The organism is Soonwooa buanensis (genome assembly GCF_900167905.1).
GTDB classification, from domain to species: Bacteria; Bacteroidota; Bacteroidia; order Flavobacteriales; family Weeksellaceae; genus Soonwooa; species Soonwooa buanensis.
The window spans coordinates 1-19,180 of record NZ_FUYZ01000001.1 but is presented as its reverse complement, the minus strand read 5'-3'; the positions used below and the strand labels follow the sequence as shown (position 1 = coordinate 19,180).

Below are 19,180 nucleotides of genomic sequence, written 5' to 3'. Positions count from 1 at the left end.
TCTTTTAATCATTAAATCTTTTAATTTTTAAATTCAAGAAAATGGCAATATTCGTATATGCAGAAAATATAAATGGTGTTTACAAAAAAGCAGCTTTCGAAGCAGTTGCTTACGCCAAAGCTATTGCAGACCAAGCTGGTGATACTGTAACAGCTATCTCTATCAACCCAACAGATTCTTCAGATTTATTATATAAGTATGGAGCATCAAAAGTAATTAACGTTAAAGACGAAGGACTTAAAAACTTCAGCGCAAAAGCTTATGCAGATGCAGTAGGACAAGTTGCGGATGGCAACATCGTTGTTTTCCCTCACACGACAGACGCGTCGTCTATCGCACCAATGTTAGCAATCCAAAAGAATGCATCATTGTTAACTAATGTTATCGCTGCGCCAGAAAGCCTTTCACCATTCCAAGTGAAAAGAAAAGCTTTCTCAGGTAAAGGATTTATGCATGCAAAAGCTGACGCTGCTAACGTTATCGCGACAGTATCTCAAAATGCTTTCGGTGCTAAAGAAAATGCAGTTTCAGGTTCAGAAGAAGTTAAAGATCTTAGTATCGTTAACGAAGATACAAAAGTGGTTAGCCACGAGCAATCATCAGGTAAGTTAGACCTTAAAGAAGCTGAAATCGTTGTTTCTGCAGGTCGTGGTCTTAAAGGTCCAGAAAACTGGGGAATGATCGAAGATCTAGCAAACGTCCTTGGCGCTGCAACAGCATCGTCTAAGCCAGTTGCTGACATCGGTTGGAGACCACACGCTGAGCACGTTGGTCAGACAGGTAAGGCAATTTCGCCTAACTTATATATCGCAGTAGGTATTTCTGGAGCTATCCAGCATTTGGCGGGTGTTAACTCTTCAAAAACTATTGTAGTTATCAACAACGATCCAGAGGCGCCGTTCTTCAAATCTGCAGATTATGGTGTAGTTGGAGACGCGTTCCAAATCGTTCCTGCCTTGGTAGAAAAACTTAAAGCCTTCAAATCTTAACCGATTTTTAGACTCGATATAAAGCCTGAGAATCTTCTCGGGCTTTTTTATTTGGAATTAACTGGATCTAATTTTTGTAGTAGGACTTTTTGTTGAAAGCTTTTTGACTACATCTATTATTTTTAGGAGCTTTTCCCGCTATCCGCTCTATCTTTTGTGCGCCGCTCCGTCGCCTCACGCCGCCCCAAAGGATGCCGCTTCTATCGGGGCTAAAAATAATTAGGCAAGAATTTAATAAGGAATATTCAATTTTTTAAGAATAAAACTCAGAAGCCAAGCTGGACCAACCAGTAGAAATTGTAAATCTTTTAGAAAGCTCGGTTTTTTGCCTTCAATTTTATGACCATAGAATTGCCCAATCCATGATAACACAAAAACAGCAACAAAAACAATCCATGACTTAGATTCAAAATAGACATTAACAGCATAGCAAAGATGCTCCATAATCAACATGACAATTAACATTATCACTGCAACAACCCACGACAATCTCATATAGAATATCGACACCAAAATAAGTGCAATAAAGCTTGCGATGCTAATACATCCAAAAAATGCAAAACAAAAATGTGGCGTAGGTATTAAAGAAATAAAACCTAAAATACTCCAAAATATCAACGGAACACAAATCCAATGTATCGTTTTGTTCGTGTGGTTTTGATGACTTTCACCATATTCTGCAAAGAGTTGATCGATTGTTCTCATGTTATCACTTTTCTATAAATAAAATTACTAAAATATTGTAATACTTTTTAGATTTTAAAATGCAAAAAAAGAGACTACCAAGGCAGTCTCTTCTTTGTCAAATATAAATAAGTAATAATTATTTTTTAATAGTCTTAATAGTTTTTACGCTACCATCTTCCATTTTAAGATTAATCACATAAAAACCTTTTTGAAGTTTAGAAAGATTAATTTCTGAACTTGGAGCAAGTGTTGCTACTAATCTTCCAGTTGCATCATTAACAATGATAGATTTAACACCTTTAACGTCAGATATTTTTAGAACGTCTACAAAAGGATTTGGATAAACAGAGATATTATTTTTATTAGTATCAGACACTTGCATCGTTGCTGCTGCAATATCAACAGTGTAATCTTCTACTTCACCAAAATCAAAAGTTCCGCAAGGACCTGTACTTTCTGGGTTGTTATATTTATCATATAACTTTACTCTCATTCTTGTTTGTCCAACCTTTGCATCGGCTGGGATTAAGATCTCTTTTGTGTATGGTCCTGTTCCAGTTTTTGTGAAAACATTTTCTCCAGCATCGAATACACCATTCTGGTCAAAGTCAATCCAAACTAAAAGTACATCACCACCATAATTCTCATCATTAGCTTTTACGGTTAAGGTGTATGATTTGTTTTGTTGAACATTAGCGATCTTAGAAGTGAAGTCACTATAATTTGGAGTGTCCGTTGATGCATTGTCAATATTTGAAAATTTAACGTTATTGATTTTTTCAAATTCAGGAGAGTCTGCCCCACCTTCACAGTAAGTAACTTGAGCATTTGCAGTTAAACCTAATGCGATTGAACTAAAAAGTAAAACTTTTTTCATATATAAGAATTTTTTTAATTGTTTGTAAAATTAATTATAATTTTAAGTTACGCAATAGTTTTATTTGTGAATTTTATTCAGTTGAGCTTTTTTAATTTTTTTTTAATTTTTTTGATTTTCTGAAAACAACGCAAAAAAAAGTTCTCAAAACAAATTGTCTTGAGAACTTTTATATATTTAATAAGAAGATAATCTAAAATCTTGGTTCTAGAATTTTGTATCTAAATCCTACCCAACATCAATCCCGTTTTCTACGGAATCATCTGGCGTAACGAAAGAAAGTTTTCCATCAGGTTTTGAAGTCAATAATAACATTCCTTGAGATTCAATTCCACGGATTTTTCTTGGCGCTAAATTCACCAAAACCATTACTTGTTTCCCGATTAATTCTTCAGGTGAAAAACTTTCTGCAATCCCTGAAACCACAGTTCTTACATCGATTCCCGTATCTACTTTGAATTTTAAAAGTTTATCGGCTTTTTCTACTTTTTCAGCTTCTAAAATAGTTCCGATTCTTAAATCTATTTTACCGAAATCATCAAAAGAAATCTCCTCTTTCATAGGTTTTGCGTTAGGATTTGTTTTTTTATTATTTTGTTTTGTATTCTCTAATTTTTGGATTTGTGCTTCAATGACATCATCTTCAATTTTTGAGAAAAGAAGAGAAGCTTCGTTGATTTTGTGACCGCTTTCGATAAGAACTTTTGAGTTTTCAACATCGTTCCAATTCATTTTTTGAACATTAAACATATTCAATAATTTTTCTGAACTGAAAGGCATAAACGGTTCACACAATTGCGCTAAACCAACTGCAATTTGAGCGCCCACAAATAGAGATTGAGCTGCTTTTTCTGGATTATCTTTAATGGTTTTCCAAGGCTCTTCGGTTTGAAGATATTGGTTCCCGAAACGCGCCAAATTCATTAAAGCTGTCAAAGCATTTCTAAACTCAAATTTTTCTAAAAATTCGTGAATTTCTTTCGCAGATTTCGAAACTTCATTTAATTCAGGAGCGTTTACATTACCGTTTGGAACAACGCCATCGTAATATTTATGAATTAAAACCGCAACTCTATTGATAAAGTTCCCGAAAATCCCGACCAATTCTGAATTGTTTTTGGTTTGGAAATCCTTCCAAGTGAAGTTATTATCTTTCGTTTCGGGAGCCGAAGAAAGTAATGCATAACGCAAAACATCTTGCTGACCTGGGAATTCCTCAACATATTCATTTGCCCAAACCGCCCAATTTCTTGAAGTTGAAATTTTATCGTTTTCAAGATTTAAAAATTCAAAAGCAGGAACGTTTGTTGGCATCACGTAATTTCCGTGAGCCTTCATCATTGCAGGGAAAATAATACAATGGAATACAATATTATCCTTTCCGATAAAGTGAATTAAATCTGATTCTGGGTTTTGCCAATAATCTTTCCAGTTTTTTCCGTTTTTCTCCGCCCATTGTTGCGTGAACGAAATGTAACCAATTGGCGCATCAAACCAAACATAAAGTACCTTTCCATCAGCATCTGGAAGCGGAACAGGAACGCCCCAATTCAAATCTCTGGTCATCGCACGAGGTTTAAGACCGTCATTTAACCAAGATTTTACTTGTCCGTAAACATTAGGTTTCCAATCGTTTTTATGACCTTCGATAATCCATTCGTTCAAAAAATTTTCGTATTCATTTAGAGGAAGATACCAGTTTTTTGTTGGTTTTAAAACTGGAATATTTCCACTCAACATCGATTTTGGATTAATTAATTCTGATGGCGAAAGTGTCGATCCACATTTCTCGCATTGATCTCCGTAAGCATTGTCGTTACCACAATTCGGGCAAGTTCCAACGATGTAACGGTCTGCTAAAAATTCATTCGCTTGTTCATCAAAATATTGTTCTGAAACTTCTTCTGTAAACTTTCCGTTTTCGTACAAAGTTTTGAAGAAATCCTGACTAACTTCATAATGCTTTTTGTCCGTTGTTCTTGAATATTCATCAAAAGAAATTCCCAAATCTGAGAACGATTTTTTAATGATTTCATGGTATTTATCAACGATATCTTGAGGTGTAACGCCTTCTTTTTTTGCACGAATCGTGATTGGGATTCCGTGTTCATCGGATCCGCAAATAAACGCAACATCTTGTCCTAATCTTCTTTGAAATCTTGCGTAAACATCCGCAGGAATGTAAACTCCCGCCAAATGCCCTATATGAACCGGTCCGTTTGCATAAGGCAACGCCGCCGTAATCAGTTTTTTGTTTGACATTAAGTATAATTATAATTAATGCAAAAATAAGGAATTATTAGCTTAAGTTAAGTTTGTAAAAAGAATATGCAAGAAATTTACTTTAAAAAAGCAACTTAAGTCTCAGAATATAATTTCTAATTTACCTTTTTATGTTCTTGTAAAAGTATTTTTCTACTGCATTCGCAAAGTTTATTTCATTATTGAAATTAAAAATGAGATAATATGTTTGATATCTATTCCTTAATTCAAAATAATAATAATGAATTATGTTTAAACTTTTTATAGAAATAATATTTTTTAACAAGGGATGTTTATTCTTTGGTAATTCAGTATTTGACGTCTTTTATTTGTAATTGATTTTATGGTTAAGTTCGATAGGGTTATTGTCTTGCAGAATTTCGTTTTGGACTTCTTTAGCGACTTCATTTATATCCATGACATTGCCGTTAGGTCCAGTCATTGTAACTTTGCGTCCCGCTTTAGATAGTAAATCATACGGATCATTATAATAAGACTTGGCAAGCGATTCATATTTTTTCCAGTCAATTGTAACAGTTTTGGTTCTAGCATCAAAAAGATTTTCATACTTTTTTACTTGGATCAAATTGAACGAAAAATCGTTTTTAGAATCTTGGATAGAGACTATCAAGCCTGGTAAACCATGAAAAATGTAAGGACCATCGTTAAATGCCAAATCGGTTGTAAACCAAGCCGACCAATCGCGACCGCCATAATTAATTTCAGCTTTTTGAACAGTATATTTCCCGAGTTTGGTTTTTTCAGGTTTTATAATCCAATTTAGCTTTTCATCAATTGGTAATAGATAATTAACGCCTAGATAAGTGATTATCTTATCGACGCTATCAGATTGAAAGTCTTTTTTAACATAGTAGTTATTTTCGACGCCCATTTTTGTCATTCCTCTGCCGTTATTAAGTCGTATCGAATCGATTTTTTTGTCATCTATATCTCTAAAAATGGATTTATTGTCGTCAATTTCCAAAAGCATATTTTTTTCATAATAGTCATTTGGTTTATCGGAATTATATCTGAATTTTGTTTCATAAATAAAACTTAATTTTTGGGAAAAGCTAAGATTAGAAATTATTAAGAAATACAAAATACATCTCATGGATATAGGTTTTTATCAGTTTTTTGATTTATGTTTAAGAATAATTATTTATAAAGCGCAACTTCGATAAAGTTATTATTTTTCTTAAAACTTTCGGCAGCACGTTCTTCTTTTCCTTTTATTAAATCCTGTTTTGACATAGGACTTCCATTGTTTGCATTGTAAAATAAAGTCTCCGACATTTGGGACGAGCTGTGGATTAATTTGATGTTTTTTGCGGGATCTTTTTTGTATTCATTCCATAAAAAATTAAATTTTTCTTTGGTAACAAAGATGTCTTTCATTTTAGAATCCATAAGACCTTGCTCGTGCTTAATTTTTTGATTACCCACAAATCTGAATTGATGATCTCCTTTGTCATCTTCGATCGTTAAGATTAATCCCGGTAAACCACAAAATTTATAAGGCCCATCTTGGATTTGGATGTCATTAGTGAACCAAGCAATCCAGTTGCGGCCTCCGAAAGTTGTCGTCGCTTTTTGAGCTTTGAATTTCTCAATTGTTTTTGTCTCGGATAAAACTGTCCATTTTATTTTTTCCACTTCTTTGATCGCCAAATTTGTTGCATTAAGCATGGAATGATATACTGTCTCAAAGCTTGGATAGGTTTTTGAAATTCGGAAATTAACTTTTGATTTTTTTATTTTTCGCATGTCCAAAACCATAGATTTAGCCGCATTAGCTTTTTCAAATTCAGCTTTAAAAAGTGAATCGCGCGCAATAAGTAATGCACTATAAAAGTAAGATCCTTCTTTGCTAACATCAAGATTCATCAGTTCTTTTTCTACGTTATCACGATTTAAAGAATCCATTCTGAAGCTGTATTCGTAAACAAATCTTTGATTTTGAGAACATACAAATATGGATAGTAATGAGAAAAAAAAAGTTAATATTTTCATTTAATTTATTAGATTTTTGTTGAATCGAAAATACACTTTTTTCAATAAGTATTTTTCTTATTCGTTAATGAATTCTCGCATCGACTAGTTGTTACGATGACAAAAGAAATATTTTCATCGGTAAAAATCTATGTTCTATCGGTAAAGATTTTAATTAACGTTTGTTGGATTTAGTTTTGACAAAAAATAAACATTATGTCACTACTAACACCACTTCTTTGGATCGCAATTATGCTTCCATTCATCATTTTAGCAATTGTAAAAACTAACAAACCAAACTTAAAATATCTACTCTATTTTCTTTTATATTTTTTGGTCGATTGCAGTATACAAGGTTTGGCAAAAGATTATTTTCACTTCAAATCTTTAGAACTAAATTTTGCTTGGGGAGGAAAAATTTTAAGTTTAGTGCTTTCGTTAGGAATTATATTTTCTTTAAACAAACAAAACCGCGAAGCTGCTGGATTCAGTTTTAAAACCAATTCTAAAAGACAAGTAAAATTCGGAGTTTTTGTGTTTCTAGGATTTTTGTTATTCGATTTTATTTTCAAAATGATTTTGTTCCCAAAAGGAGGGACTTTCGATTTAGAAACTTTTTTGTTTCAAGCGTCAATGCCAGGTTTAACAGAAGAACTTGCATTTCGTGGAATTGGATTTTGGCTTTTAGATAAAGCTTTTCCACCAAAATGGAATTACAAAGGAATCCAATTTGGTTGGGGATTTGTCATCATCACAATACTCTTTGGTGTACTTCATGGAGCCATTTTAACGACAGATTATCAAGTGAAATTTGATTTTGTAACCATTATTTATCTCATTTTAATCTCATCATTTAGCGTTGGTTTACTCAGAAAATTCAGTGGAAATCTCATTTTTCCAATTATTGGGCACAATTGTATTAATCTCATGAATGCTCTTATAAGAATTTTGTAATATTTTTACCTTCGAAAACTTTATTGAAAGCTTCTTTTCGATAAAGTTTTCTACTAAATTTTATGGAAAATTCATCTTTTTTATCCAGTAAACTGTCCGAAAAAATTGCCGATTTCGATTTTGAAAAAGAAATAACTTGGAAGACTCGAATCTTACTTCACACCACTATGTGGCTAAGTTTTGCAATCCTTTTATTTTTGAGTTACCGATTAGCTTATGATTTAACAACATTCAATAGTGTTATTTTAACCATCCGAATGGCAGTTAGTAATATGACGATATTTTATTTGTTTTTTTATGTAATTGCTCCCAAATTATTTAATCAAAAATTGGGAATTGCCATGATAATTCTTAGTGTCACATTGCCTTTATTGACAGCCATTTGGTTATGGATTACTTTGGGTTTTTCGGTTTTATACCATTATTTGGGCTACGAAATTGGTTTTGGAGAATTAAAAGGAGCGATAACTGCAAGTGCGCAACAAACATTTTGGGGAGCGGTTTCGGTATCTAGAATTATATCGCAAACTATCATCATTATTTCGCTGTTGTCGCCTTTTTTCTTTGTTAAAATTTTGTTTGAAATTTCAAAATTATATTCAAAATCTTTGAAAATGGCGAAACAAAATTCTCAACTTCAAATCCAAAATATCAATATTGAAAAAGACTTTTTAAAATCTCAACTTAATCCCCATTTCTTATTTAACACCTTAAATAATTTATACAGTTTAAGTCTTAAAAAAGATGATAAAATGTCCGATATGATTCTCAATTTATCTGACACGATGAGTTACACACTTTACGAATCGAATGCAGAAAGAGTACCATTAACAAAGGAAATTGAGTTTATTAAAAACTATGTCGAACTAGAAAAAATGCGTCATGGTGAAGAGAAAAGTATTTCGATAATTTTGCCCAACGAGAACGAAACCAAAGGAAAAACAATTGCGCCTTTACTCACATTTTCACTTATTGAAAACGCTTTTAAATATGGTTTAAAAAATAAAGAAAACGCATTTCTTAATTTAAAAATTGAAGTTAAAGATCATCAGTTTTCATTTAATTTAGAAAATGATTTTCTTCCCAAAACTGAACTTAAAAACTTTGGAGGCATCGGTTTAGAAAACCTTAAAAAGAGACTTCAATTGATTTATCCAGAGGAACATACTCTCTTGGTGACGAAGAATAAAAACACGTTTAACGTACAACTTGACATCAAGCTATAACCTATGAAGACGATAAAAACGATCATTATTGATGATGAGCCTTTAGCAATTGAAGTGATTGAAAATCTTGCTTCACAAATTCCTTTTTTGGAAATTATTGGGAGTTTTCAACATCCTTTGGACGCGATTTTGTTTCTGCAAAACAATGAAGTCGATTTGGTCTTTTGCGACATCGAAATGCCGCAGATTAATGGTTTAGAAATTGTCAAATTTTTAGAAAAGTCGCCTATTTTTATTATGATTACGGCGTATCGAGATTTTGCAATCGATAGTTTTGAAGTTGGCGTTTTTGATTATTTGGTGAAACCTGTTCGCATGGATCGTTTTCTAAAAGCTGTAAATAAAGCCAAAGAATTCATTGGTTTGAAATCACATTCCGAAATTCAACAAGTTAATGATGATCGAATTTTCATCAAAACAGAAGGTAAATTGGTGAAAATTTTGTTACACGAAATTGTCTATATCGAAGCGCAAGGCGATTATCTTAAATTTGTTTTAAAAGATCAAAGTTACTCTACTCAAGCGACTTTAAAATCGATTGAAGAAACTTTGGTTTTCCAATCTTTTTTTAGAGTTCAAAGGTCATTTATCATCAATCTTGAAGCGGTACGAAGTATCCACGGCAACCTTGTTGAACTGACCACAGGAACACAAATTAGCATTGCGCCCAACAAAAAAGAAGAGCTTTTGAGATTGTTGGGAATTAAATGATAGTTTGATATTCTGTGTTTAAAAGCTAGGTGACATACTTTAATTTAATCAGTTACATTAATTGAATAGAGTAGGAGCAACTATTTATTTTGGGTAATGTGTATTTTTTATATGTTAATAGTTAAATTTTTAATATTAAGTAAATTATATATAGAATGCGTAATCAATTAATTGTTACTAATGTTCTATAAATCTGGTTGTTATAGTGTTTTTCTAGTGATGACTAAATATTAAAAATTTTATGTTATCTTGCATGTATACAATAGTTATCTGCAATTATCTCAAAACACCGTATGAAATTGAAAATCAATATATTAATTCTATTTTTAATTACTAATTTATCATTTGCACAAATAAAAATGAGAGAATTAAATGAATTGATAAATAAAAATGAAGATGCAATAAGTCTAATACATGAATGGAAAAATAATGCGAAAAATAAAATTCAAATTCTTGAAAATGATTCGTTAAAATCTAAAGAAGCATTGTTCAATTCCCAAGTTTCAACACGTTCACCAATGGGAGCAATAATTTTCCATACAGGTGGAATTTTAATCAATAATGGTTGGATTAGAATTTATGGTTCTGGAAATGAAAAACTGAACCGTAATTTACCTGAATGGAACAAAGGAAAAACTTTTCAAAATTATGGAGAAAAACCAAATCATTTAATTATTGCGGATGATGCAGTTGGCGGATTTTTCTTATTAAATGGCGGAGATTTAGGAAATGATTTAGGTAAAATTTATTATTTATCACCCGATAATTTAGAACCTGAAGCTTTAGATTTAAGTTATACAGATTTCATTGATTTTTGCTTTAATGGAAATATTGAGAATTTTTATAAAGATTTACGCTGGAAAAATTGGGAAAATGATTTCAAAGCATTGAATACAAATGAAGCATTTATGTTTTATCCTTATTTATGGACAAAAGAAGGAAAAAATATAAATAAAGTTCAGAAAACTAAAGTAAATATGGTAGAAATTTACAAACTCCGAACGCAAAAATTATAACTGCAGATAACATTGTATTGGCAAAATGCGGGGTTAAATATAAAATAGAAAAAGTGGAAATATTTATCCGCCGCTGCTTTTCATATAATCTTTTTTACTAAATTAGCTTATCTGAAAAAGCATCGGCTTCGCTTGGTCTGAACTTGAACATTCGTTCAAATTAAGCCCGCACTTCGCCAATACTTTTTCCGTTAGCAGAAATAGTATCCAAAAATGCGGATATGAGTGAAAATATGATTAATTTTAATATTGATGAATTTTTAAAAGAATTCTCAGTATGCTTAGAACCCAACGAATTTATTCATTTCATAAATAATACGAACAGCAATAATGAAGTCTTCATTGAGTTAACTATTCTTGAAAAACTCAAGAATAGAAAAAAGGTTATTGATAAGGAAAAAAATAGAGAACAAGATGGTCAAAAGATTTATCAAGAAGCTAAGAATTTAGAACTTATTGATATAAATAAAGCAATTAGATTATATGAATCAATTATTAATGTAAACCTTCATCGTGATGTTCTAGATCGACTAATAATCTTATATCGAAAAATGAAAAATAAGAAGGAAGAAATAAGAATATTAAAATTTTTGATAGAAGAAGAACAAAACAAAGAATATAACCGAATGACTTTTTTAATATCAAAAAATCCAATTTTAGAAAAAGAAATAAGGAATTGTTATAATAATGATTTGACGTTTATTGAGCCAGTACATGGTTTTCGAATAAATTTTAATACAAAAATTAATAGACTTAAAAGCAGATTAGATAAACTAGAAAAATAAAAACTACTTCTGCTAACATAGTATTGGCAAAATGCGGGATTAAATGTATAATTGAAAAATTTGAAATATTTATACGCCAATATTTTTCAATTCCACATTTTTTATTAATTTAGTTCCATTGAAAAAATATTGGCTCCGTTTGGTCTGAACTTGAACAGTCGTTCAAATTAAGCCCGCACTTCGCCAATACTTTTTCCGTTATGCGACATTTTATAAAAAATCAGATTACAATTTGAAAATGAATTATTTAAGAACAATCATTTTAATAATTTCGATATTTTTATTTGGTTGGTTAATTTCATCTAACTTAAATGAAATTGATTTTGCAAAAACTAAAAATGATTCAAATTTGAGAGAGAAAATTGAATTAATAGAAAACTCTAAAAATATTGAAGAAATTAAGAAAATTGCCATTAATGAAATTAATTTTCAGAAAAAAAATAGAGAAGCAAAATCTGAAAATGCAATTGCTAAAAATTGGATTATTTTTGTTTTAATTACTTTAAGTATTTTACTGTTTTCACTTCCAAAAAAGAAAAAAATATGAAGTTTCGCAATTTTTTATCATTAATTTTTTTGTTTTCATAATACTTATAATTGAATTTTGGTATTTGTTAATATTTGACGAAAATTCTGATTTTGAAAATAAATTTTTGAATTTTTTTCTATTTATTATTGAACCATTAAAACTTATTTTCAAAATTAACCCCATTAAATCTGAATTAGAGTTATATTTAACTTCCATTCTTTTCTTATCATTAATTTATACTTCAATAATTTGTTTTTTAATACAATTTCTTAAATCTGAGAATAAAAAAAACGTCGCATAACATTGTATTGGCAAAATGCGGGGATTAGGTATAATTGAACTACTCTACTTTTTTACACGCCGCTGCTTTTCATATTGTTTTTTTTCATAATTTAGACAATCTGAAAAAGCATCGGCTCCGTTTGGTCGTTCTTGAACTAAAGTTCTTCGAAAGCCCGCACTTCGCCAATACTTTTTCCGTTGTACGACATAGCAAAAGCAATATCCCACACAATAATTTTTCATATATTTGATATAAATTTGAAACAATGAATACAAGTATTAGAATTGACATATTAAACCCGAAAGCCGTTAAGCTTCTAAAAAGTTTAGCTGATTTAGATTTGATTTCAATTAAAGAAGAATCTAAGAAAGGTTTTGCAGATGTTCTTAAAAAACTTCGTTCAAATGCGAAGTCGGCTCCGAGTCTTGATGAAATAACAACTGAAGTAGCAAAAGTTCGAGCAAAAAGATATGAAAAGTAAAAACCAAAGAATTATACTTGATACAAATCTTTGGATTAGCTTTTTGATTTCAAAAAATTATTCTCAACTTGATGAAATCATTTTTGAAAGAAAATGTATATTAATTTTTAGTGAAGAACTTTTAAATGAATTTTTGGAAGTCATCAAAAGACCAAAGTTAAGACGTTTTTTCTCTCAAGAAGACACAGAAAACCTTATCGAAACAATTGAAGAATATGCAGAATTTATTACTGTTACAAGTAAAGTAGAAGTTTGTAGAGATGAAAAAGATAACTTCTTACTTTCTTTATCCAAAGATTCTAATGCAAACTTTTTGATTACTGGAGATAAAGATCTATTAGTTTTAGAAAAATTTGAACAAACTAATATTGTAACAATTGCTCAATTTTTGGAAACAAAATAATGTAATCGCTACGTCGTACAACATTGTATTGGCAAAATGCGGGGTTAAATGTATAATAGAACGATTTTGTAATATTTACACGCCGCTGCTTTTCATATTGTTTTTTTCTTTAATTTAGACAATCTGAAAAAGCATCGGCTCCGTTTGGTCTGAACTTGAACATTCGTTCAAATTAAGCCCGCACTTCGCCAATACTTTTTCCGTTAGGCGATATAATAAACCAATCCCATGTATATAAATTTGAGATCTGTAGAGGTTATAATTGAAAAACTTCATCAACTTCAAACAAATTATCAGTCTAATAAAGCACTTATACTAACTGAGAGCGATTTAAAATGTCAATTATTTAGATTGATTTATGAATTGTTTCCTATCGATAATAGTACTTTTTCAGAAGAGATTACAGGTTGTGCTGTTCATTCTGAAGTTAAATTTTTTGATGAAGATGGAAAACTTACTTTGGTACCAGACATAATTATTGTAAACACAGAAAATATTAGTATTTATCATTCAACCGAATATGTATTTAAGAAAGGGATACCTCAATATAGAAGTAATCCTTCGAAAAATTTCACAATTGCCGGTGGAGCGATATTAATAGAATTGAAATTTTGTAGAGACAAAATCGGAATAAATGATACTGATATAATTTCTTATCAAAATGACATAAATAAAATGATAAGAATAAAAGAAATAATTGAAAGGCAAACAAGTGGAGAGGAAAAAGTATATGGAATTTTCGCAGCATTTAATAAAACTAATAATGGAAATGAAAAGTTTCAAGAGTTCCGACAAAATAACATTATAAATGAAGATATTAATATTTTTTATGGAACTGGATTAGTGGATTTCAATAATACTACTCAATTTCCATTTTCCAATCTTGATGAATAGTAATTACATCGCCTAACATTGTATTGGCAAAATGCGGGGTTAAGTGTGAATTGAAAAATCCCTCATTTTTATCCGCCGCTATTTTTCCATTCCACTATTTTTTTGTAAGTTCGTTTCATGGAAAAAATATCGGCTCCGTTTGGTCGTTCTTGAACTTTTAGTTCTTCGAAAGCCCGCACTTCGCCAATACTTTTTCCGTTAGCTGCAAGTCTTCGCAAAAATTACGCATGAAACTAAAAGAAATTTTCAAAGCAAATAATTCAAATATATTTCAAGTTATTAATGATGATTTTGACGATGAACTTGAATGGGAAATTGAAGAAACAAAATTTAAAGTAATTCCTGATTTAGAAGGTACTTTTTATGTTCCATCAATTCTAATTTCAGAAAAAAATTATGAAGAATGTTATCTTGAAATTATTACACCTGAAAGAATAAGTGAAAATGTAGTATTAAGTAATGATAAAAAAGTTTCTTTTAATTTAATTCATGATTTGAATGCTGAAATAATTCCAATTGTTGGCTCTGAATGTTTAGGATTGTATGAGCTTTACTATTCGAAGCAGAATCCTATTTTTGGAATTAATATTTTGAAAAAAGCATTCGAAAATTATCCAACTTTAGCAATAACAGAAGATCTCGGTTATATTTTAAGAGACGAAGGAGAATATTTGGAAGCAATTAATTATTTTTTAATTAGCGAAAAATTAGGGCCGAGTTCTGAATATATTTTTTTAGAACTTTCAAATCTATTCAAGGAAGTTGGAAATGAAGAAAAAGCGACGTTTTACAAACAAAAATTTGAATATTAAATGAACTAAAAAGACCTGCAGCTAACATTGTATTGGCAAAATGCGGGGTTAAATGTAAAGTAGAAAAAGCAGAAATATTTATCCGCCGCTGCTTTTCATATTGTTTTTTTCCTTAATTTAGACAATCTGAAAAAGCATCGGCTCCGCTTGGTCTGAACTTGAACATTCGTTCAACTCAAGCCCGCACTTCGCCAATACTTTTTCCGTTAGCCACAATTTTACAAAATCAGTACACAAATGATAAAAAAGACAACACTATTTCTATTTTTTATTTCAATAGTTAGTTATTCACAAGAAATTAAAGGAAAAATTGTAGACACTGAAAATAAACCTGTTGAAAATGCAAGAATTGGAATTGAAAATGAATCTGTTGGAGATTTGACAGATGTAAATGGAAATTTCAAAATAGATTTAACAAACATTGACTCCTCAAAAAAAATAAAGGTTTTAGTTAGTGAGTTTTTACCTTTTGAAACAAATATTAAAAGCTTCATTAATTCAAATCACGAAATTATTTTAAAAGAAAAGATAACAAAAATTGAAGAAGTAAAGATTGATCAAAAAAAATTCGCTAAGAGAAATTTTGGAACCTCAAATTCAAAAAGAGCATATTGCGGATACGATTCTGAAAGAAAAGATAAAGTGTATAGAGAATATGCTATTAGAATTGAAAACAAAAAACGTTTAAAAGTCAAAAAAATCAATCTAAATTTAGTAAGTATCAATCTAAATTCTCCAGCTGATCTAATCTTTGATATTCAGAATTCGACAAATGGTTTTCCTGATGATTCAAAATCATTAACAAATGAAACAATAAAGCTAACTATAAACAAGGAAGACGTCATAAACAACAAAGTATCAATTGATGTTAGTGATAAAAACATCTGGACAAATGAAGATTTTTTTGTTACCGTTCGAGTTGGTGAGGGATTTAATGGAAGATTAATGATTGGCGGAAATATTTTTGCTTTTTCAAAAAATACCTACTATAGAAATTATTTTGGAAGTTGGGAAAAATTTTCAGCTGGAGAGCCATCAATAAACGTAGATGTAGCAGTCGAAAAATAAAAACTGCGGCTAACATTGTATTGGCAAAATGCGGGATTAAATGTATAATTGAAAAATTTGAAATATTTAGCCGCCAATATTTTTCAATTCCACATTTTTGTTTAATTTAGTTCCATTGAAAAAATATTGGCTCCGTTTGGTCGTTCTTGAACTTTTAGTTCTTCGAAAGCCCGCACTTCGCCAATACTTTTTCCGTTAGCTGCAATCTTAAAAAAAATCGCACAATCCAAATGATTGAAAATTTAGCCAAGTTAATTGGGCACGGAACTAAACCTTACACATTTCTTAGTAAAGTTGTTTTTGAAAATAAAATTTCAAGAATCTTTATGACAGTACTATTTTCAGTACTTATGGTAGCACTTATAGGTTTAATATTTTATTCTCTTCTTTTTGTTAAAGATGAAAATGAGAGAAAATATATTTTCGAGAATTTCCTGCCATTTATTGTAATTCCATTAGCAACAATTGGGTTTCTTTACATGCTTTATATGCAAGAAATTTACAATGCAAAATATGAAGAAGAAATTAGTGATTTAAGATCTGAAAGGAAGGAAATTACAGACAAAATAGAAAAAGACAATGATTATGACATTTTCAATACAATTCAATTAAGCCTAAATCAGTTAAATGAGTATTATACAATTAATAAAAATCAAGCTAAAAGTAGTTTTCGTATTAGTTTAATTTCTATTATTATTGGCTTTGTAACAATAGTAACTGGAATTTGGTTTTATTATTTTGAAATTTCTAGTATTGAATTATCGTTCTTAACAGGCATTTCTGGACTATTGCTTGAATTTATTGGTGGAGCATATTTTTTTGTATATAAGAAAAGTCTAGAACAAGTAAATTTCTTTTTTGCTCAATTAATTAAAGTTCAAGATACTATGTTAGCGATAAATCTAGCAGAAAACATTGAAATACTTGATAAGAAAAATGAAATGACTGAAAAAATTGTGATTTCCTTATTAGAAAGAAGCTTAAAATAAAGACTGCAGCTAACATTGTATTGGCAAAATGCGGGGTTAAATGTATAATAGAAAGATTTGTAATATTTACACGCCGCTGCTTTTCATATTGTTTTTTTTTCTTAATTTAGACAATCTGAAAAAGCATCGGCTCCGTTTGGTCTGAACTTGAACATTCGTTCAAATTAAGCCCGCACTTCGCCAATACTTTTTCCGTTAACTGCAATAAGATTCCAAAATTTCGCACAATTTGTAATTTAGAAAATTTGTACATATATTTGTACAAATAAAAATACAAAATTATGCTAATTGCAAGTGTTTCTGATTTTAGAAAAGACATAAAATCATATTTAGATAGAGTTGCAAAGAATTTTGAAACTCTAATTATCAATCGCGGAAAAGATTCGGGAATTGTTGTCATGTCTTTAGAGGAATATAATTCTTTGATGGCAACTAATTATGAATTATCATCGAGAAAAAACGAAATGCGTTTGGATTCAGCAATTGAAAAATTGAAAAACGGAAAATCATTTTCAAAGGATTTAATTGAAGAGTAATATGAAATATACTTTTGTTGACGAATCTTGGGAAGATTATTTGTATTGGCAGAAAACGGATAAAAAGAAATTGAAACGAATCAATGATCTTCTAAAAGATATTTCAAGAAATCCATTTGAAGGAATTGGAAAACCTGAACCATTAAAACATAAATATTCTGGATTTTGGTCTCGTAGAATTGACGATGAGCACAGATTAATTTATAAATATCAAGAAAATGAAATTTTAATTGCAAAATGTAGGTTTCATTACGATTAGAAAAAATTCTTACTGCAGTTAACATTGTATTGGCAAAATGCGGGGTTAAGGTATGAATTGAAAAATTCCGCATCTTTAGCCGCCTCTATTTTTCCATTTCACTAATTTTTTGTAAGTTCGTTTCATGGAAAAAATATCGGCTCCGTTTGGTCGAAAATTGAACTAAAGTTCATTTTTAGCCCGCACTTCGCCAATACTTTTTCCGTTATGGGCAATACAACCAAAATACCGCACAAAAATTAGTATAAAATATGGGGACAATTAAAAACGGTTTTTGGAAATTGGGATTTATTCTAAGTCCTATTGAATTTAGTAGCTTTGTAAAATACTGCGAAGAATTAAAAATCAAATTTGTTCTTCAAAAAAATGAAAATATTTATGAGGAATATCAAAAGTTTTATAATTCGCTTATTTCAGAAAACATTCCTAAAAATTATACTACACAAGGTAACATTTCTTACATCAACATAAACAGTTTTGTTTGTAGTTTGAACTACGAAAACAATATTGGTTTTATGATAAATCCAGCCAATATGGTTCATTGGCCATATTACAGAGAAGCTGTACGAATTCATTTTTGGGCCATACAATTAACACTACAAAAAGGTGTTAGTGTAGATAAGGAAGACGATAAAGGTAAATTTTTCATATATGAAGATATACAATTACATTCACCAAACTCATATCCTTTATACCAAAAAATATCGTCCTATATAAAAAACAAAACTAAACCTTTAAGAGTTAATGCACATACTATTGATGCGATTGAAGAAATAAAACCTCCAGTAAGAATAAGCGAACAGGTTGCTGTAGATTTAGCAAATAGTTGGATTTTCAAGAATTATGAATTCGAGATATTAAGCTATCGAAAAAAATAATTTCAACTTAATTATCAATAAAAATGTACTGCCCATAACATAGTATTGGCAAAATGCGGGGTTAAATATAAAATAGAAAAAGTGGAAATATTTATCCGCCGCTGCTTTTCATATAATCTTTTTCACTAAATTAGCTTATCTGAAAAAGCATCGGCTTCGTTTGGTCTGAACTTGAACATTCGTTCAAATTAAGCCCGCACTTCGCCAATACTTTTTCGTTATGCGACACCACGTTTGACCACCCAACAACAAATTTAATTTTGATTTCACGTAAATAATATTTAATTTTACACGTAAATATTTTTATATGAATACCAAACTCACATTAAATCTAAATAAAAGCATTATTGAAAGTGCTAAAGATTATGCAAAAGATAATAAGGTAAGTTTATCAAAACTTATAGAAAATTATCTGAATTCATTAATTACTAAAGAAAAAAGGAAAATTGAAATAAGTCCTTTAGTTGAAAGTTTAACTGGGGTTATTCCTACACAATCAGAGCAAAATTCTGAGGATGATTATTATGAATATTTAAGTAAAAAATATTC

General features: G+C 30.2%; 23 protein-coding genes. 17 read left to right on the top strand and 6 right to left on the bottom strand.

The window, feature by feature from the left end; genetic code table 11:
• Positions 1 to 41: 41 nt before the first annotated feature.
• Positions 42 to 989: an electron transfer flavoprotein subunit alpha/FixB family protein gene (locus tag B5X62_RS00115; protein WP_079665365.1), complete on the top strand. Its 948-nt coding sequence runs from the start codon at positions 42 to 44 to the stop codon at positions 987 to 989.
• Positions 990 to 1,220: 231 nt separating this feature from the next.
• On the opposite strand, the gene B5X62_RS00110 is transcribed toward B5X62_RS00115, so the two are convergent.
• The 5 genes from B5X62_RS00110 to B5X62_RS00090 form a co-directional block, all read right to left on the bottom strand.
• Positions 1,221 to 1,694 carry an Mpo1 family 2-hydroxy fatty acid dioxygenase gene (locus tag B5X62_RS00110; RefSeq protein ID WP_079665364.1) on the bottom strand — a complete coding sequence of 158 codons (474 nt, stop codon included), beginning with the start codon at positions 1,692 to 1,694 and terminating at the stop codon, positions 1,221 to 1,223.
• Positions 1,695 to 1,812: 118 nt separating this feature from the next.
• Entirely contained in the window at positions 1,813 to 2,553 is a 741-nt protein-coding gene (locus tag B5X62_RS00105; RefSeq protein ID WP_079665363.1) for a GEVED domain-containing protein, read from the bottom strand.
• Between the two features lie 228 nt (positions 2,554 to 2,781).
• Positions 2,782 to 4,815 (bottom strand): methionine--tRNA ligase, encoded by a 2,034-nt coding sequence (gene metG, locus B5X62_RS00100; RefSeq protein WP_079665362.1) that lies wholly within the window; start codon positions 4,813 to 4,815, stop codon positions 2,782 to 2,784.
• A gap of 325 nt (positions 4,816 to 5,140) precedes the next feature.
• Positions 5,141 to 5,929 (bottom strand): GLPGLI family protein, encoded by a 789-nt coding sequence (locus tag B5X62_RS00095; protein WP_079665361.1) that lies wholly within the window; start codon positions 5,927 to 5,929, stop codon positions 5,141 to 5,143.
• A 44-nt stretch (positions 5,930 to 5,973) separates the two neighbouring features.
• The gene (locus B5X62_RS00090) at positions 5,974 to 6,828 is read right to left on the bottom strand and encodes a GLPGLI family protein (RefSeq protein ID WP_079665360.1); all 855 of its coding nucleotides are present in this window, start codon (positions 6,826 to 6,828) and stop codon (positions 5,974 to 5,976) included.
• 195 nt (positions 6,829 to 7,023) lie between these two features.
• Here B5X62_RS00090 and B5X62_RS00085 point away from each other — a divergent pair, with 195 nt between their 5' ends.
• The 9 genes from B5X62_RS00085 to B5X62_RS00040 all read left to right on the top strand — a co-directional run bounded on the left by B5X62_RS00085 (position 7,024) and on the right by B5X62_RS00040 (position 14,089).
• Positions 7,024 to 7,761, top strand: a complete 738-nt coding sequence (locus B5X62_RS00085; protein WP_079665359.1) for a CPBP family glutamic-type intramembrane protease — start codon at positions 7,024 to 7,026, stop codon at positions 7,759 to 7,761.
• 62 nt (positions 7,762 to 7,823) lie between these two features.
• Entirely contained in the window at positions 7,824 to 8,987 is a 1,164-nt protein-coding gene (locus B5X62_RS00080) for a sensor histidine kinase (protein WP_079665358.1), read from the top strand.
• Between the two features lie 3 nt (positions 8,988 to 8,990).
• The gene (locus tag B5X62_RS00075) at positions 8,991 to 9,698 is read left to right on the top strand and encodes a LytR/AlgR family response regulator transcription factor (RefSeq protein WP_079665357.1); all 708 of its coding nucleotides are present in this window, start codon (positions 8,991 to 8,993) and stop codon (positions 9,696 to 9,698) included.
• Positions 9,699 to 9,991: 293 nt separating this feature from the next.
• Positions 9,992 to 10,714, top strand: coding sequence for a DUF2625 domain-containing protein (locus B5X62_RS00070; protein WP_079665356.1), 723 nt, complete (start codon positions 9,992 to 9,994; stop codon positions 10,712 to 10,714).
• Between the two features lie 221 nt (positions 10,715 to 10,935).
• The gene (locus tag B5X62_RS00065) at positions 10,936 to 11,499 is read left to right on the top strand and encodes an acetate and sugar kinases/Hsc70/actin family protein (protein WP_079665355.1); all 564 of its coding nucleotides are present in this window, start codon (positions 10,936 to 10,938) and stop codon (positions 11,497 to 11,499) included.
• A 238-nt stretch (positions 11,500 to 11,737) separates the two neighbouring features.
• On the top strand, positions 11,738 to 12,046 hold the full coding sequence (locus B5X62_RS00060; protein ID WP_079665354.1) for a hypothetical protein: 309 nt from the start codon (positions 11,738 to 11,740) through the stop codon (positions 12,044 to 12,046).
• A gap of 530 nt (positions 12,047 to 12,576) precedes the next feature.
• Positions 12,577 to 12,792, top strand: coding sequence for a hypothetical protein (locus B5X62_RS00050; protein WP_079665352.1), 216 nt, complete (start codon positions 12,577 to 12,579; stop codon positions 12,790 to 12,792).
• On the top strand, positions 12,782 to 13,195 hold the full coding sequence (locus B5X62_RS00045) for a putative toxin-antitoxin system toxin component, PIN family (RefSeq protein WP_079665351.1): 414 nt from the start codon (positions 12,782 to 12,784) through the stop codon (positions 13,193 to 13,195). The genes B5X62_RS00050 and B5X62_RS00045 overlap by 11 nt, the downstream gene beginning before the upstream one ends.
• Positions 13,196 to 13,435: 240 nt before the next feature.
• Positions 13,436 to 14,089, top strand: a complete 654-nt coding sequence (locus B5X62_RS00040) for a hypothetical protein (RefSeq protein ID WP_144038254.1) — start codon at positions 13,436 to 13,438, stop codon at positions 14,087 to 14,089.
• Positions 14,090 to 14,157: 68 nt separating this feature from the next.
• Here B5X62_RS00040 and B5X62_RS15500 read toward each other — a convergent pair whose 3' ends face one another.
• Positions 14,158 to 14,307 carry a hypothetical protein gene (locus tag B5X62_RS15500; RefSeq protein ID WP_159447616.1) on the bottom strand — a complete coding sequence of 50 codons (150 nt, stop codon included), beginning with the start codon at positions 14,305 to 14,307 and terminating at the stop codon, positions 14,158 to 14,160.
• A 9-nt stretch (positions 14,308 to 14,316) separates the two neighbouring features.
• Here B5X62_RS15500 and B5X62_RS00035 point away from each other — a divergent pair, with 9 nt between their 5' ends.
• From B5X62_RS00035 to B5X62_RS00005, 7 genes are all read left to right on the top strand, one after another.
• The gene (locus B5X62_RS00035; protein ID WP_079665349.1) at positions 14,317 to 14,901 is read left to right on the top strand and encodes a tetratricopeptide repeat protein; all 585 of its coding nucleotides are present in this window, start codon (positions 14,317 to 14,319) and stop codon (positions 14,899 to 14,901) included.
• Between the two features lie 237 nt (positions 14,902 to 15,138).
• On the top strand, positions 15,139 to 15,969 hold the full coding sequence (locus tag B5X62_RS00030; RefSeq protein WP_079665348.1) for a carboxypeptidase-like regulatory domain-containing protein: 831 nt from the start codon (positions 15,139 to 15,141) through the stop codon (positions 15,967 to 15,969).
• A 230-nt stretch (positions 15,970 to 16,199) separates the two neighbouring features.
• A complete protein-coding gene (locus B5X62_RS00025) occupies positions 16,200 to 16,958 on the top strand; it encodes a TRADD-N-associated membrane domain-containing protein (protein WP_079665347.1) in 759 nt (252 codons plus the stop codon).
• Positions 16,959 to 17,239: 281 nt separating this feature from the next.
• A complete protein-coding gene (locus tag B5X62_RS00020) occupies positions 17,240 to 17,494 on the top strand; it encodes a type II toxin-antitoxin system Phd/YefM family antitoxin (protein WP_079665346.1) in 255 nt (84 codons plus the stop codon).
• A gap of 1 nt (position 17,495) precedes the next feature.
• The gene (locus B5X62_RS00015) at positions 17,496 to 17,753 is read left to right on the top strand and encodes a Txe/YoeB family addiction module toxin (RefSeq protein WP_079665345.1); all 258 of its coding nucleotides are present in this window, start codon (positions 17,496 to 17,498) and stop codon (positions 17,751 to 17,753) included.
• Between the two features lie 251 nt (positions 17,754 to 18,004).
• Positions 18,005 to 18,631, top strand: coding sequence for a hypothetical protein (locus B5X62_RS00010; protein ID WP_079665344.1), 627 nt, complete (start codon positions 18,005 to 18,007; stop codon positions 18,629 to 18,631).
• 307 nt (positions 18,632 to 18,938) lie between these two features.
• Positions 18,939 to 19,180: DUF6364 family protein (locus tag B5X62_RS00005; protein ID WP_079665343.1), on the top strand; the 242-nt coding region annotated here is incomplete at its 3' end.